The 15,510-nt window shown below is 62.6% G+C and carries 11 protein-coding genes and 1 tRNA gene; 6 read left to right on the plus strand and 6 right to left on the minus strand.

The genetic code is table 11. From position 1 onward, the window contains the following. Positions 1-72 precede the first annotated feature (72 nt). The 3 genes from Q0718_RS06945 to Q0718_RS06955 are packed head-to-tail and all read right to left on the minus strand — an operon-like array spanning position 73 to position 5,700. Positions 73-1,497, minus strand: a complete 1,425-nt coding sequence (locus tag Q0718_RS06945; RefSeq protein WP_298915468.1) for a TolC family protein — start codon at positions 1,495-1,497, stop codon at positions 73-75. Positions 1,498-1,501: 4 nt separating this feature from the next. After that, on the minus strand, positions 1,502-4,642 hold the full coding sequence (locus Q0718_RS06950) for an efflux RND transporter permease subunit (protein ID WP_298915470.1): 3,141 nt from the start codon (positions 4,640-4,642) through the stop codon (positions 1,502-1,504). A 2-nt stretch (positions 4,643-4,644) separates the two neighbouring features. Continuing rightward, entirely contained in the window at positions 4,645-5,700 is a 1,056-nt protein-coding gene (locus Q0718_RS06955) for an efflux RND transporter periplasmic adaptor subunit (RefSeq protein WP_298915473.1), read from the minus strand. An 898-nt stretch (positions 5,701-6,598) separates the two neighbouring features. Here Q0718_RS06955 and Q0718_RS06960 point away from each other — a divergent pair. The 5 genes from Q0718_RS06960 to Q0718_RS06980 all read left to right on the plus strand — a co-directional run bounded on the left by Q0718_RS06960 (position 6,599) and on the right by Q0718_RS06980 (position 11,953). Beyond that, entirely contained in the window at positions 6,599-7,150 is a 552-nt protein-coding gene (locus tag Q0718_RS06960) for a hypothetical protein (RefSeq protein ID WP_298915475.1), read from the plus strand. A 139-nt stretch (positions 7,151-7,289) separates the two neighbouring features. Beyond that, a complete protein-coding gene (locus Q0718_RS06965; protein WP_298915477.1) occupies positions 7,290-7,775 on the plus strand; it encodes a hypothetical protein in 486 nt (161 codons plus the stop codon). An 86-nt stretch (positions 7,776-7,861) separates the two neighbouring features. Continuing rightward, positions 7,862-8,581, plus strand: a complete 720-nt coding sequence (locus Q0718_RS06970; protein ID WP_298915480.1) for a fimbria/pilus periplasmic chaperone — start codon at positions 7,862-7,864, stop codon at positions 8,579-8,581. Positions 8,582-8,621: 40 nt separating this feature from the next. Then, positions 8,622-11,090: a hypothetical protein gene (locus tag Q0718_RS06975; RefSeq protein ID WP_298915483.1), complete on the plus strand. Its 2,469-nt coding sequence runs from the start codon at positions 8,622-8,624 to the stop codon at positions 11,088-11,090. Then, complete coding sequence (locus Q0718_RS06980) at positions 11,087-11,953, plus strand: hypothetical protein (RefSeq protein ID WP_298915486.1); 867 nt, start codon at positions 11,087-11,089, stop codon at positions 11,951-11,953. Before Q0718_RS06975 ends, Q0718_RS06980 begins: the two co-directional genes overlap by 4 nt. 25 nt (positions 11,954-11,978) lie before the next feature. On the opposite strand, the gene Q0718_RS06985 is transcribed toward Q0718_RS06980, so the two are convergent. The 3 genes from Q0718_RS06985 to Q0718_RS06995 all read right to left on the minus strand — a co-directional run bounded on the left by Q0718_RS06985 (position 11,979) and on the right by Q0718_RS06995 (position 13,406). Beyond that, entirely contained in the window at positions 11,979-12,383 is a 405-nt protein-coding gene (locus tag Q0718_RS06985) for a hypothetical protein (RefSeq protein WP_298915488.1), read from the minus strand. A gap of 291 nt (positions 12,384-12,674) precedes the next feature. Continuing rightward, positions 12,675-12,750, minus strand: a tRNA-Ala gene (locus tag Q0718_RS06990). 158 nt (positions 12,751-12,908) lie between these two features. Continuing rightward, positions 12,909-13,406, minus strand: a complete 498-nt coding sequence (locus Q0718_RS06995; RefSeq protein ID WP_298915491.1) for a TIGR02300 family protein — start codon at positions 13,404-13,406, stop codon at positions 12,909-12,911. Positions 13,407-13,582: 176 nt separating this feature from the next. Here Q0718_RS06995 and aroA point away from each other — a divergent pair, with 176 nt between their 5' ends. Continuing rightward, complete coding sequence (gene aroA / locus Q0718_RS07000) at positions 13,583-14,920, plus strand: 3-phosphoshikimate 1-carboxyvinyltransferase (protein ID WP_298915493.1); 1,338 nt, start codon at positions 13,583-13,585, stop codon at positions 14,918-14,920. The last annotated feature ends 590 nt before the right edge of the window (positions 14,921-15,510 follow it).

The raw sequence follows: 15,510 nt of genomic DNA on the forward strand, positions 1-15,510 counted from the left end.
TACTCGAAAACCGTTCTCGGAGAAGCGCACCTCACAAGCTGCCAGGTCCGGTCTTGCGCTTTCATTGAGCGGCTATCCGGCCCAACCGGCACCGAGTGCCTGATAGACCGAAATAGCGCTGGTATAGATCGCGCGTCTGGCATCGAGCGTCGATCGGCTGACTTCCAGCAGGCGCGCTTCGGCATCCAGAACGGTAAGGAAGTCGTCTTCGCCCTCCTCATAGCGAATGCGGGACAGTTGAACGGCCACATCCACGTCCGTCTCAGCTTCGCCCAACAGGGCCAGGCGTTCGCGCTGGCGCGAGAAAGCGGAGAATTGCGTTTGCGTCTCCTCCAGGGCGTCCAGGATCGCGATCTGGTAGGTGGCCAAGGCGGCCTCTGTCGTCGCATCCGCCGCATCCAGCCGTGCCTGGACCCGCGGACGGTCGAGCCCCTCCCAGATCAGCTGCGGCCCCATTCCGAACCCGAAGGAGTTCGGACCCGTCAGATTTCCAACCGACGTGCCGACGACCGAAAACCGCCCGTTCAAGGACAGTCTGGGGAAAAAGTCGGTGCGCGTCGCTTCGGTCCGGTAGAAAGCGGCGGCATAAGCCTGTTCGGCCGCACGGATGTCGGCACGGCGGCGTATCAGTCCGGCAACGTCTCCCAGCGGTAACTCGCCGGGCAATTCGTCAGGCAGGCCATATGCCGCCGTATCGTCTATGAGGGTTTCGATCGTTTCGACCGTTTGCGCCGTCAAACGCGACAAACGGTTCAGCGCGGCCGTCCGATCTGCTTGGAGTGGGGGCACCAGAGCACGCGTCGTACGAAGCTGAGAAGCCGCCAAAGAGGTTTCCAGCCGGGTCGCAAAACCCTCCTCCAGACGGATCTGGGTCAGCCTCAGCGTATCGTCCTGTATGGCGATGTTGGCGCGCGTGAGCGCCAACGCATCTTCCGCCGTTCTCAAGTCCAGCCAGGCCCTAGCCACATTGGCGGCGAGAGCCGCCTGGATGTCGCGGCGCGTCCAGTCCTGCGTCTTGACATCTGCCAGCGCCGCTGCCTCCAGCGCGTCGAGCCGACCGAACAGGTCGATCTCCCACAGCGTGGACCCTCCCAGCGTGATGACGGATTGCGGATCCACATCGACCTGGACCGGACCGCCGGCGAGAGCCGGTTGGCCGTAGTCGCCATCGGCGGTCAAACTGCCGGTCGGCCGCTGGGCGGTAAGCTGCAATCCGAGCGCCACCCGGGCTGCGCGCAGATTGGCGCGCGCTACGTCCAGGTCGAGGTTCGACGCAAAGGCCGTCTCCACAAGCGCTTCGAGCGCCGGATCGCCAAAAGCGCCCCACCAATCGTGAGCGGGCTCTTGCGGCGCCGGAGATAGCGCCGCATCCAGGGAAAAGGCCGCATTGTCCGGGTTCGCACGCTGCGGCGGTGCATAAGGTTCGGTAACGCTGATACAGGCCGTGAGCAGGACGGCAGCGGCGCACGACAATGGCAAGGTCCGGCGTAAAGGCATGATTTTACTCGGCTGGCTCGGTCGCAGGGAGACCGCCTCGCGCGTGGCGCTCGGATTCGACTTCCAGCTGGCGCGCCGTGTCGCCTGGCGAGCCGCTGCCGCGTGCGATCAACGCGTAGGCTGCGGGAACCGTCAACAGGCTGACGATCGTTGACGTCAACACGCCGCCGACGATGACCAGGCCGATGACGTAGCGCGTTTCCGCTCCGGCGCCGCTGGCGATGACGAGGGGCGTCGCCCCCGCAATCGTCGTCACGCCAGTCATCACGATCGGCCGGAAACGCGTCAGCGAGGCTTCGCTCAAGGCCGCGAGGAATTCCTGTCCCTCGTCGCGCAACTGGTTGGCGAATTCCACAATGAGAATGCCGTTCTTGGCGGCCAATCCGACCAGCATGATCAAGCCGATCTGGCTATAAAGGTTGAGCGACTGCCCGGCCATCTGCAAGGCGATCAATCCACCGACGGTTGCGACCGGCACGGACAACATGATGACCAGAGGATGGCGAACGCTTTCGAACTGTGCGGCCAGCACAAGGAAGACGATGCCGATGCCTGCGGCGAAAACGAGCATGACAGACGATCCAGTCTGCCGCAAATCGAGAGACTCGCCCTTATAGTCCACGATGACCTGCTCCGGCAGGACGTCGCGGATGACGGACTCCACATCGGCGAGCGCATCGCCCAGCGACACGCCTTCGGGCAGGTTGGCTTCGACCGTGATGGCGCGCACGCGATTATAGCGTGACAGGACACGCGATCCGCCCGTTTCGCGCAAGGTGATGACGTTGGCCAAGGGAATGAGGCGTCCCGAATCGTCGGAACGGACGAAAATGTTCGTCATGTCGAGCGGTGTGCGCTGATCGGATTGCTCACCCTCCAACAGGACATCGTATTCTTCGCCTTCTTGCAGGAAAGTCGTCACCCGGCGCGATCCCAGCATGGTTTCCAGAGTGCGTCCGATCTCCGCAACGCGCACGCCGAGCGCATTGGCCCTGTCATAATCGATCTGGACCCTGACTTGCGGCTGGGTTTCCTTGTAATCCCAATCGAGGCCGGGATAGTCGAGCCCGCGATCCGCCATGGCCTCGAAGAGGGTCGCGCGCCATTCGCTCAATTCCTCCCAGCTGCCGCCGCCCAACGTGATCTGGAGCGGTTTTTGCGCTGCGCCGCCGCCGAAGCCCTGCCGCATGACGGGAAAGGCGCGGACGCCTGGCAGGTCCGATAGATCGGTGCGCACCTGGTTCATGATTTCGAACCCGTTGCGGCGCTGGCTCCAATCGGTCAGCACGGTAATGACGATGCCGGTGTTGAAATTCTCGACATTGCCGAAACCCGCCGGTGTGCGGAGCAAGAGCCGTTGCACTTCGCCCGCTTCGACCAGCGGCATCATCCGCCGTTCGATCTCGTCCATGTACCCCGTCATGTAATCATGGCTTGCCCCTTCCGGACCGCGCACGATGACGAAAAAGGCGCCGCGATCCTCCGCCGGAGCAAAGGCTTGGGGGAGCTGCGAAAAGGACCAGACGCTCCCCGCCGCGCCGAGACCGATCAGAACCAGCCCGACCAGGGGAGCCCGCAGGACGAGGTCGAGTAGGCGGGCATAGCCGCCGCGCACACGTTTGAAGCCATTGTCCAGCGCGCGCTGCAATTGATTGCTCGACGAAGTCGGCCTCAGTGCCTTGGACGCCAGCGCGGGCGTCAGGGTGAGCGCCACGAAACTGGATATCACGACCGCTGCGGCGATTGTCAGGGCGAATTCCGAGAACAGTCTTCCGACGTCGCCTTGCAGGAAGGCGATGGGCACGAAGACGGAAACCAGCACGATCGTCGTCGCGATCACAGCGAAACCGACCTGACCTGCGCCGCGGTAAGCGGCGAGCAGAGGGCTTTCGCCATATTCGTCCATACGCCGGAAGATGTTTTCCAACACCACGATGGCGTCGTCCACGACCAAGCCGATGGCGAGGACGAGTGCGAGCAGTGTCAGAAGGTTGATCGAAAACCCCAGCACCCAGATGGCCAGGAATGCGCCGATCAACGCGACCGGCAAGGTCAGGGCGGGAACGAAGGCGGCCCTCAGACTGCCGAGAAACAGATAGATGACGAGCGTCACGAGGAAGGCGGCGAGACCGAGGGTCTTGTAGACCTCGTTGATCGCCCCACTGATGAAGACGGATGTGTCGAAGCTCTCGAAAATCCGCATGCCTTCCGGCAGGCTTTCATTGATGCGTGCCGCTTCGGCTTGGGCGTCGCGCGCGACTTCGACCGTATTGGCCGTGCTCTGACGCACGATGCCCAGCCCGATCTGAGGTATGGTATTGCCGCGAAAAACATTTCGTTCTTCTTCGACGCCGAACTCCACGCGAGCGATGTCGCCCAGACGCGCCTGAAATCCCTCCGGTGTTTCGAGAATACCCAGCCCCGCAAAGTCGGTCATGTCGGTAAAGGCCCGGTCGACGCGAACGGTGAATTGGCGATTGACCGATTCGATCGACCCGGCCGGAAATTCGACGTTCTCGGCTCGCAAACGCGCTTCCACATCGCCTGCCGTGACACCACGTGCCGCCATTTCGGCGCGGTCGAGCCAGATGCGCACGGCATAGCTCTGGGCGCCGCCGACGCGTACGCGCGCCACGCCGTCTATGGCGGAAAACCGGTCCACCAGAAAGCGTTCGGCATAATCCGTCAGTTCCGGCACCGTCCGGCCTTCGCCGACCAGATTGAGCCAAGTGATGACATCCTGGTTGGAATCGACCTTGGATATTTCCGGCGGATCGGCCTCGACCGGCAGGTCGTCCAGGATGCCTGACACCCTGTCGCGCACATCGTTTGCGGCTGCGTCCACATCGCGCGAAATATAGAAGGTCAGATCGATATTGGAGCGACCGTCCTCGCTGGTCGCGGAAATCGTCTCGATGCCTTCGACACCCGCGATCCGCTCTTCGAGGATTTCCGTCACGCGGGTCTCCACGATATCGGCCGCCGCGCCGGGATAAACGGTTTCGATAGACACGACCGGCGGGTCTATGTCCGGATATTGGCGCAAGGGAAGTTGCAGGAACGCGACGATCCCGCCTGCAACGAGCAGCAGCGACATGACGGCGGCGACCATGGGGCGCTTGACCGAAAATTCGGAGAGAAGCACGCCTACCCTCCCTGGATTTCGAGATAGCGCGCCAGTGCATCTTCGCCCGGATCGACCCGGATCGGCTCAACGGTCTGACCGGGTCTGACCTTCAGCGTGCCGTGAGTGACGACGAGATCGCCGACGGACAAGCCCGACAGGATCTCGACCTGTCCGGGCCTGCGGTTGCCAAGCGTGACGGGTGTTTGCAGAACGACCTGTTCGCCGTCGCGCTCCACGATCCTGTAGACCGACACGTCGCGTCCGAACGGCACGACCGCGCTCTCATCCACCAGCAACGCCTCTCGCGGCGCGGATGCGACTTCGACCGTCATCAGCATGCCCGGCTTCAGAAGCCCGTCTTGATTGTCCAATTCGGCGCGAACCAGAACGGACCGCGTGACCGGGTCGATGAAACTGTCCAGCGTCGTGACCTCGCCACTGAAAACCCGGTCCGGACGCGCGGATGCGCGCGCGGTTACCGTCTGGCCTGGCGCCAATGCGGACAGGCGGGTCGCCGGCATGGGAAAATCAAGGTTCAGCGTATCGGTCTGGTCGATGCGAACGATGGGGTCGCCCGGCCGCACGATCGCCCCGACACTGATCTGGCGCAGACCGACGACCCCGTCGAACGGTGCCCGGATGACCCTGTCCGAGCGTTGCACGCGCGAACTCTGTATCTGGGCTTCTGCCAAGGCGAGATCGCGCTGCCGCGACAGTAATTCGCTTTCCGACAAGGCGCCGCGGTCGAACAGGCGTCGGGCGCGTTCCATCTCTTCCCGCGCAATCCCGATCGTGGCTTCGGCTTCGTCGAAGCGCGCTTCTTCTTCGCGTGCCTCGAACCGGATCAGCATCTGTCCGCGTGTCACCCGATCGCCGTCGTCGAAACCGATCCGCTCCACCTGCTCGGTCACGGTCGAGCTGATCACGACGGTTTCCGCCGCCCGCAACGTTCCGACCGCTTCCAGCGTGTCGGCGAATGTGGATTGCTGCACGGGTTCGACGACAACGGCCGGTGCGTCCGATTGAGCCATTCCCGGGCAGGTCGACAAGAAGACGATTAGGGAGACCCAGGCCATGATCGTGCTTGCTTTATTCACAAGCCTGTTCGTTCGGGAAGTGGCGTATCCGGGTAAGGCGCTATTGACGAAGGGCATGAGGCATCCTTGACTCGGCGAATGTTTCGATCGCCGGGACCCGACATTTGTCGAGACTGGATGACCGAAAACCGAGACGCGCTAACATGGTGGTGCCGAACACTGCCATCACAATGAAATGAACAGTGCGTCAGTCCGCGTCCGGACTCGACGTTGCACGAGATAGCGTGTCCCCCGAAACTCCCGATTTCCGGCCGTATCAACGCAACCAAAGCTTTTGAGCGGCGACGCTTTGCCGCAATCATACCAGTTCGATGGGTTTTTCCATCTGGCCGCTTCCGCGAAACCCCATAACTTCATGAAGCGACTTGTCCTGGCCGGACCCGTGCATGCCTGGGACCCGTGCATATCTGGGTTTGGACGTCGATTTGCAGAAGGAGTTTCACGGTTTGGGGTTACGAGACTCAAAGGGTGCCATGATTGTGAAACATGTTGTGCCAAAATGGAGCAATGTAGCTTGGCATCCATTCATTATAACATATCTTAAATAGGTATCTGTAAAGGCCGGTTGCAGAATAGGTGTTTGATTACAATGCTTTGTGTCAAAGACAAAATGTCGCAATAAAAACGTCATGCTGGGGTGGACACATGCTTAAGTAGTGGTTAAATACTGATTCATCGACGCATGACATGCATCGTGCCAATCCATCACAGCGTTTTACAATTCGCCATGAAACTGACGTCCTGTCGTTTCGGATCTCGGCTCGGTCGATTCATGCGCCTCTGTTCAGAACCGGTTAATGCTCGGTTTTGGATGGCTTCAAAGGCAGGGCGGACCTGCTCGAACATGATTCTGGGCCTCGCCCCATCGGAGACATAAATGAAAAAGATTGCACTATCGGCGGCCGCCATGATGGCTGTCGCGACCTCGGCTCACGCCGTCGACCCCTCGATCGACTACAACCTTCAGGCCACGGTCGGCGACTATTGCGGCGTTGCTTCCGCTGCTGGATCGACGTTGACGGATGTGGATTTCGGCGATTTGTCGACTTTGGCAACCACCGCGACCAACAGTGTCGATCCGCAAGGTTCGATCGCATATGTTTGTAACGATCCGGACGGTTTCACACGTACGGTTACGTCGGCCAATGCCGGCGTTCTCGTTCGCACGGGTTCGAGTGGCGGCCAGGGCAACGAGATTCCTTACACCATGACGTCGTCGGGTGGCTTCGGCTTTACGGATCAGTCGCTGACATCGCCGGTTTCCAATTCCTTCAGCGGATCTAACTTCCTGACCGGTCAGAACACGAACATCAGTTTCAAGGTGAACGGCGTCCTGAGTGCCGGTACGGGGCCGCAAGGATCCGACCAGATCCAGGTCTTCGCCGGCGACTACACGGATACGGTCACGATATCCGTCACAGCGAACTAGACGTCCAAAGCGGGCGCCCGGAATTGGGCGCCCGATCGATCTGATCCTGCGCAACATGTCAAAAAACAGCTTCTTCATTGGTGCGGTAGTGTTCGCTTGCCTGTTCGGCACGAAACCTGTCCATGCCGGAGCTCAATCCATGGACTTGACGCTGTCCGGAACGGTCTCGCCGTCCTGCGGCATCCAGCCGACACGCAATAACGAGACTGTCGTCGATTTCGGCGATCTGGCGTTGGTGCCGGTCAATCAGGAGATCACGGTCAATCCGCGCGGGGCGATAAGATATGTCTGCAACGATCCGGACGGGTTCACCACGACGATCACGTCCCTGAACGGCGGCAGGCTGGTGAGGACTGGAACGTCCGGCGGCGTCGGCAACCAGATCGACTACACGATCAACTCGACGGGCGGATCCCGGCTTCGCGTCAGGGATGGGTCGCTCGCCTCCCCGATCGTTCGAAGCGTTCCGGCAAGGCGCCGCTCCACACGGGGCCGCAGAGCCGATATCAGCTTCAAGATAAAAGGCGTCCTCAGCCAGGGAACGGGGCCTCAGGGTTCCGACACGGTCACGGCTTTTGCCGGTGATTATTCCGATGTCGTGACGATTTCGCTCGTCGCGAACTAAGCTTCTCACGCGTCGCGCGCGGCAATTGTCGCAGGTCTTGCATCTTAGACACCCCCGACACTGACGCGGTCCCACAAGGAAGTGGCATGAAAATCTTCGCAATCCTGTCGGTCCTGTTGATGGCGCTATCGGCTGCTAGTGGCGCGTCCGCCTATGAAGTCTCGCCCATGCGACAGGTGATCGAGCCGTCGCGCGGCGTCAATACGGGTTTGATTACGATCACGAACACACGATCGGAGCCTTTGCCGGTCGAGATCGTGGTCATGCGGCGCACCTATGACGACGAGGGCGAGCAGACGCTCGTTGAGGACGATTCGGAATTCGTCGTCTTTCCGCCGCAAGCCCTCATCGAGCCTGGACAGTCGCAGGCCGTGAGGTTCCAATATCTAGGCGACATCGAAGATCCGGTCAGCCGCGGCTACGTGCTGGACGTGCGGGAGATCCCGGTCGAGCTCGACGGGTTCAGCGGTTTCAGGTTCGTCTACAATTTCGGCGTCGCCGTCTATGTCAGGGCCGACAAGGCGGAGTCGGACCTGACCATCGAGAATGCGACCGTGGCGGATGATGTCCTCATGGTGAAATTCAGGAATGACGGCCGTTACTTCGGCCGTCTCACCAATGATCGTCTCGACTTGAAAACGCGCGACGGAAAAGACGTCACCGTACTCGAAGGCGACACGCTGATGTCCCGGCTCGAAAACCCGATGATCCCTCCGGCTATGAGCCGCACCGTCCGCCTGGATGTGTCCGATCTGGACCTGCCGGACGGACCGGTCGACATCAGGCTTCGCGAGACCCGGGACTGATCCGCCGGGATTGATCCGATGGTCCCGAAAAGAGCCGATGATGACCATCCGTCATGCAAGACCGTGGTTCGTGTCGGGCCTGCTGGTCGCGGCTGCGATCTGGCATGCGCCGATCGCCCTGTCGCAGGATCCGGCGGCCGATCCATCCCCTTCTTCCGCAGCGCAGAACCAGGCTGACGATCAAGATTTTCCGGCGACACTGATAGACCTGCCCGTCGTCTTTGGCGGGCGTTCCTATCCTTCCGTGCCGGTCAGGATCACCACGCAGGCGCTGTTGGAAGTCAGCCCGCTGCAATTGGCCGACAGTCTCGACGGCGCGTTGGATCCGGCCGTTATCGCCGGTCTCGCGGATGTCGATACGCCGTTCATCACGGTCGAGGACCTGGCGGCGCTTTCGATTACTGCGTCTCTGGACATGGCGACGCTCAGCATCGTCATCGAAGGTCCGGCCGCGGTCTCGGGTCCGCTGGACGTGACCTTGCAGGCCAATGCGTTCAGTTCCGGACAGGCGTTCATCAGGCCTGCGGAACTGGCGGCCGGAATCACGACGGAGTTTTCGCTCACCCAGAATTTTTCCGACACCGACCGTCGCTCCATCGGAGGCCGCGCGTCGGGCTTCCTGAATGTGGGTGGGCTGGACGGCACATATGTCGCCTACGGGGGCGACTTCACGATCGAAGGCGGCAATGGCGACAATTTCCGCCGCAACCGCATCGTCGCATTCCGTGACAATCCCGACAAGGCGACGCGGTGGTCTCTTGGCGATGTCTTCACCAATCTCTCGCCTTTGACGGGGGCGACCGACATGCTCGGCCTGTCCTGGTCGCGCGACTATTCCCAATTGCAGCCGAACCGCGCCATCAGACCGCTGGGTAATCGCTCCTTCATCCTCGATCGCCCCGGCGAGGTTTCGGTCTTCGTTAACGGCCAGAGGGTCACGCGCTTCGCCGCCCCCGCTGGGGCGGTCAACCTCAACGACATCCCATTGGTCGACATATCCAACAATGTGCGGATCGTCGTCGAGGACGAACTGGGCGAACGCGTCCTCGACGATTTCAGGCTGGCCACGGACATCGCGCTTCTGGAAGACGGCCTGGAAGAATTCGATGTCGCGGCAGGCGTGGTGCGGGACCTGACCCGACCGGGCTTCGACTATACGGACGAATGGGCTTTGGCGGGCCGCTACAGGAAAGGCATCTCCTCTTCGGTCACTGCAGGCGCCAACGTCTATGCGAGCAGGGACGCGTGGCTGGCGGGGGCCGATGGCGCCTTCGCCTTGCTGGGCGGTATCGCAGCCTTGGAGGGCGCGGTTTCCGACAGTTCCGCATCCGGCAACGGCTATGCGGCGACGTTCGGCTACCGGACCGACCGGTTCAACCAATTCGGTCGCGGCCGGTCCTTCGATGTCCGGGTCGAACACCAGTCCAGGGATTTCGCCCCGGCCGGAAGCCTGATCGGACAGCAGGTGGAATGGGACGTCACCGGCGCCTACCGCCACGATTTCACACAGAAACTGACGGGCTTCGTCAGCGGATCCTGGCGGCGCGATCACGACCGGAGCGAAGGCTCGCTGCTCGCTTCGGCCGGGATGAGCTATCGCTTGTCGAAAACCATCGTGAACGGCAGTGTGCGCTTCATCGACACCGAATTCGAAGACGCTGATGTGGGCGTGTTCCTGTCGCTGACCCGGAAGCTCGGAGACCGCGTATCCGTGGGCGGCAGCTATGACAGCCTGTCCGGCACGGCCACGATCGAAGCCCGCAAGTTCCAGGCCAACCGGTTGGGCGCCTTGTCCTACGACATGATCGGCCGCGTATCGGACGACGGGTCCGGACTAGACGCGCGGGCCGACTATCTGGCCAATCGCTGGAGAGGCCGCGCGGAACTCCGGCAGGGATCGGCCGGCGGGTTCCTAGACGGCGACACGACGGGGACGCTCAGGGTCCAGACCGGACTGGCCTTTGCAGACGGGACCTTCGCCATCGGCCGCAATCCCGGCAGCGGCTTTTATGCCGTCCGCCGTCATCCGAGCCTGGGCGACGCTCAAGCCGAAGTTTCGAGCGGAACGCTCGACAATGTCCGCGCCAGAACCAGCCGTCTCGGACCGGCCGTGGCGCCGACGCTCTCGCCTTACCGACCCGAAGTCATCCAGATCCGCGTATCCGACGCACCGATCGGATACGATATCGGCGAAGGACGCTACGCAACGCTTCCGGGAGCGCTGTCGGGGTTCGACATCGTCGTCGGCGACGCCGCCTACCGCAGCCGTCTCGTAACGCTGACCTATCTCGGCGAGCCGCTTTCGCTGGTGTCCGGCGTGCTGGAAAACCAGCAGACCGGGGAACGGTCCACCGCGTTTTCCAACAGGTCCGGCCGGATGATCTTCACGGATCTGACGCCGGGATCCTACAGGCTGGACCTGCCAAATGAGCAGTTGGAATACCGATTCGCCATTTCCGAAAACTCCGAAGCCTATATAGACATGGGAACGGTGGAGTTGGACCGATGAAGACCCTGATGAAACCAGTCCTGTCGATCCTGTGGCTTGCTGCGGCAGGCCTGTTCCTGCCTGCGCAGGCCGCGGCCTGTCCCGGCTACGATATCTCCATCTACCAGAACGGCCACACGACCTATGCGCCGGAAGACGATCTGCCCGGCATCGTGAGCATATCGCTGGTGACGAACCCGGCCGCCCTGCCGCAATCCTGTCGGCGCCTCCCGGTCGAAATAAGCAGTCGGTCCGGCGATATCCGGAATTTCATTTCCGGCCGGTCGCGCTTCACGGGTGTCGGCTCGGATGCCGCCAAACCCTTTGCCCGTGTCAGGGAAAGGCTGGTACTCACGCCCGCAGGCCGGGCGGAACTGGTCGCCAATGGCAGGCTGGATCTCGAAATCGTCGAGTTGCCGCCCGGACGCTTTCCGACACCCGGCCGCTATGCGAACTTCGTCGACGTTTGGGTCGATGGCATCCGCCAGGACAGAACCGAGTTGGTCCTGTCCGTGCAGGCCGGCGTGAAGTTGGTGGGGCAGTCCGCATCCGGTACCGGGACGATCGAATTCGGCGAACTGGAACGGGGCTTGAGACGCAGCACCCGGTTCTTCTACCAGACCAACGCCAACATGACGATCACGGCAAAATCCGACAATGGCGGGTATCTGGTACATGAGGACGGGCGGTCTTTCGGTGCCGTGCCCTACAAGGTCAGGGTCATGGGCAAGCGTCTCGATGTGAGTGGCAACAGCCGGATCCGGATCGTGCCGACCACGAACGGCCCTGAGTCAGGCCAGTTGATCGTCGTGCTCGGCAAGACATCGGGATTGTATACGGGCGACTACCGCGACGTACTGACATTGAGTTTCTCGGCCTTCTAAAGGATCCAACTCCCGGGCCGAGCGGTTACATGGCGCTCATCGAGACGTTCAAGCTGCCAAGGTTTCCATACGGCTCGTCTATGTAGACCACCAGGATCTGATGGCCCGGTCTGGCCGGATTGATGATGACGGTCTGCCCGACCGCATTCGCGGAACCCCCGGACATGAGAAAGGCGAAATCGACATCCAGGTCGGACGACGCGTTCAGGTTTATTCTGAAATTATCGGCGTTGCAGGACGAACTGATGATGAGCCGCGTGGCCTGCCCGGTCGGCGATGCCCTGACATCGGCAACGCTGCAGGCGACGGACACTTTCGCCTTCAACCGGAACTGGAACCGGTCGGCCGAATCGAAGGCCATGGCTGTCCCACCGCTCAGGATCAGGAGACCCAATGCGATAAACGCCTGATATTGAACGGTCTTGTTCACCCCTAATCAATAGCGGGCACTCGATAAGGTTTCCTGCGTAACTATGGTTGACGAAGCCTTCGCCCGGACGTCGAACGGTGCGGGAACATTAAGCCCGTTTCTTAAACCTCTGGTTGGATTGCGGAAAAAGCCGGTGACTTTGCCTTTTGTTACACGGGTCGCCGAACTTGATAATCATGCATGTGATCGACTTGGACGGTCGGCTGGACCGCATCCTCCAGCCCTTTGGAGACTGCCATCCTTCGATCAACGTAACGCGTCATGGTTGTGCCGGATGTCCGGTCCGAGGACTGGTGGAGCCAAGGGGAGTCGAACCCCTGACCTCTTGCATGCCATGCAAGCGCTCTACCAACTGAGCTATGGCCCCGTGCCGGTGTGACGGGTCAGTCCTGTGTGCCGCGCGGTCCCGGCCGGGACGCGCATGCGGCGGGCGGCGCGTCATAGGACTGCGCCGCCGGGATGGTCAAGCGGCTTGCGCCGCTTTTCCTGCTGCGTTTTCGTACCGCTTTGCCTGGCGGCGACCGATCAGGTGTTGAGGTCGATGTCCCCGTCTTCGTCGTCGTCATCATCGTCGTCGTCATCGTCCCCGGATCCGGGCGGAAGATCGTCCGCATCGTCGTCGCTGACCAGCGCGGCATCTTCGTCCTCGTCGTCGTCGATGTTTTCGAGGTCGGGATTTTCCTCGTCGTCGCCGTCCCCGCCGCCGATGATGGCCGCATCGTCGCCGTCGAGTTCAAGCTCCTTGGCCTCGGCCTCTTCCTCGTCGATATCCTCTTCGTCGACCGCGGCTTCGGCGTTTTCTTCTTCGTCCTCGTCTTCCGGATCCGGCTTCGAGGATTTCATCTCGGACGCCGGAACCAGACCCTGCTGGTCCAGATCGGCCGGATCGAACTGCGTCTTGCAGACCGGACAGATGATCGGATCGTTGTTCAGATCGTAGAATTTCGACCCGCATTCGGGACAGATGCGCTTGGTGCCGAGCTTCTCGGCGCGCTTTTCTTTTTTGGTTTTCGCTGCAGCCATGGATCGACGGGCCTTGAAATTTCTAGGGTGGGACGTTCGCAACCGTCTTGCAGTCCGGACGCGTCGGGCCTACGGCCCTGCCTTGGATTGAATTGGCGGGTCTTTAACGGCCCGGCACACCCTGTCAACACGCCCATGCCGCGCCTTGGGCCTCGGCCAGCCATCGGGATCGCAGCGTGAAACCAGCCAGACCTGCCGTCAGCCGCCGCGCCGCGCCCTTGAGCGGACGCATCACGGCGCCGGGCGACAAATCGGTCTCCCACCGCGCGATCATCCTGGGCGGGCTGGCGCACGGCCGCACGACCGTGACGGGCCTGCTGGAGGGTGCGGACATCCTGGCGACCGCGGATGCGATGCGCGCGCTCGGCGCGACGGTCACCCGCACCGATCCGGGCGCCTGGACCGTGGACGGCGTCGGCGCGGCCGGACTGCGCTCGCCGGAGGGCGAGATCGACTGCGGCAATGCGGGCACGGGCGTGCGCCTCATCATGGGGGCGGCCGCGGGCTATGCGCTGTCCGCGACGTTCACCGGCGATGCGAGCCTGCGGTCGCGCCCGATGAACCGGGTGCTGGACCCGCTGCGCCTCATGGGCGCAAAGGCGGACGCGGCGCAAGGCGGACGATTGCCGTGCACGATCCGCTCGGACGGCGCACCGGCCCCGATCGACTATAGTCCGCCCAAAGCGTCCGCGCAGGTCAAGAGCTGCGTCCTGCTGGCGGGCCTGCGCGCGGCGGGCCGCACGACCGTGCGCGAAATCCGCCCCACCCGCGACCACACGGAAGACATGCTCGCGGCCTTCGGCGTGCCTGTGCGGCGCGAGGGGTCCGCCGTGTCGCTGGACGGCCCGGCCGACCTGCGCGCGACCCATGTCGAGGTGCCCGGCGATCCGAGCAGCGCGGCCTTCGCCGTCGTGGCGGGGCTGATCGTGCCGGGTTCGGATCTGGTCGTGGCGGGCGTGATGCTCAATCCGCGCCGCACGGCGCTGTTCGATGCGCTGGCCGCCATGGGTGCGGATCTGTCGTTCGAAAACGACCGCACGGTCGGGGGCGGCGCGCGCGTGGCCGACATACACGTCCGCCATTCACGCCTTGCCGGGATCGTCGTCGATCCGGACCGGGCCGCCGACATGATCGACGAATATCCGGTTCTGGCCGTCGCGGCCTCCGTTGCGACCGGGCCGACCGTCATGGACGGCATCCACGAACTCCGCGTCAAGGAAAGCGACCGCATCGCCGCCACCGTCGCTCTGTTGCGCGGCAACGGCGTCCGGGTGGACGAGCGCGAAGACGGCCTGACCGTGCACGGGCTGGGTCCGCGCTTGAGCAGGGACGCGGGGACGGTGCCGGGCGGCGGCACGGTCGCCACCCGTCACGATCACCGCATCGCCATGAGCGCCCTCGTGCTCGGCCTCGTCGCGCAAGCGCCCGTCGCGGTGGACGACGCCGCCATGGTCGACACCAGCTATCCTGATTTCTTCGATCACATGCGCACGCTCGGGGCGGAGATCGGGTAGAGGCCCAGGCGCGTCTTCTCAGCCGGATGGAAGGGCACACGCCGCATCCTGCGGGACTTCGACGCGATCATGAAAATGCCAGACCGTCCGCCCGGACGCGTTCCCGACATCTTACAAGTTCCTTTATTTGATCACCGGCCATGAGTGCCGGGGACCTCCTTTCCTTTCTTCCTCATCCGAGGCTCGACCCGGGCTCCCTCTCCTGTCTCTGTCTCGCCCTCTCTCCCTCATCCCGGACTTGATCCGGGATCCATCTCCTGCCGTCTCGTCTGGCTGCAAGGGTCGGGCGATGGACCCCGGGTCGAGTCCGGGGTGAGGGCTGGTGGGATGTCCGAGTTGAAAGCCAACGGGGATGGGTGAGAGGGCTGTGGGGATGTGTGAGATCGGGGCGGATGTCGTGCAAGGTGCGTCATGCGTGGTCCATGGCCTCTGGCCTCCGATCATCGCGCACGCCTCCACGTGCGACCGGGCATCGGGGCCACGGCGGGGTGTGTGTCGCGTCCTGGTTCGTGCCGGATGACACGAGGCGCGGGCCCTGCCCCGTGACGGGGAAGGGAAAACAAGAACCATTTTCACGAAGGCAGGGCCCG

This window comes from uncultured Algimonas sp. (genome assembly GCF_947498175.1).
Classification (GTDB): domain Bacteria; phylum Pseudomonadota; class Alphaproteobacteria; order Caulobacterales; family Maricaulaceae; genus Litorimonas.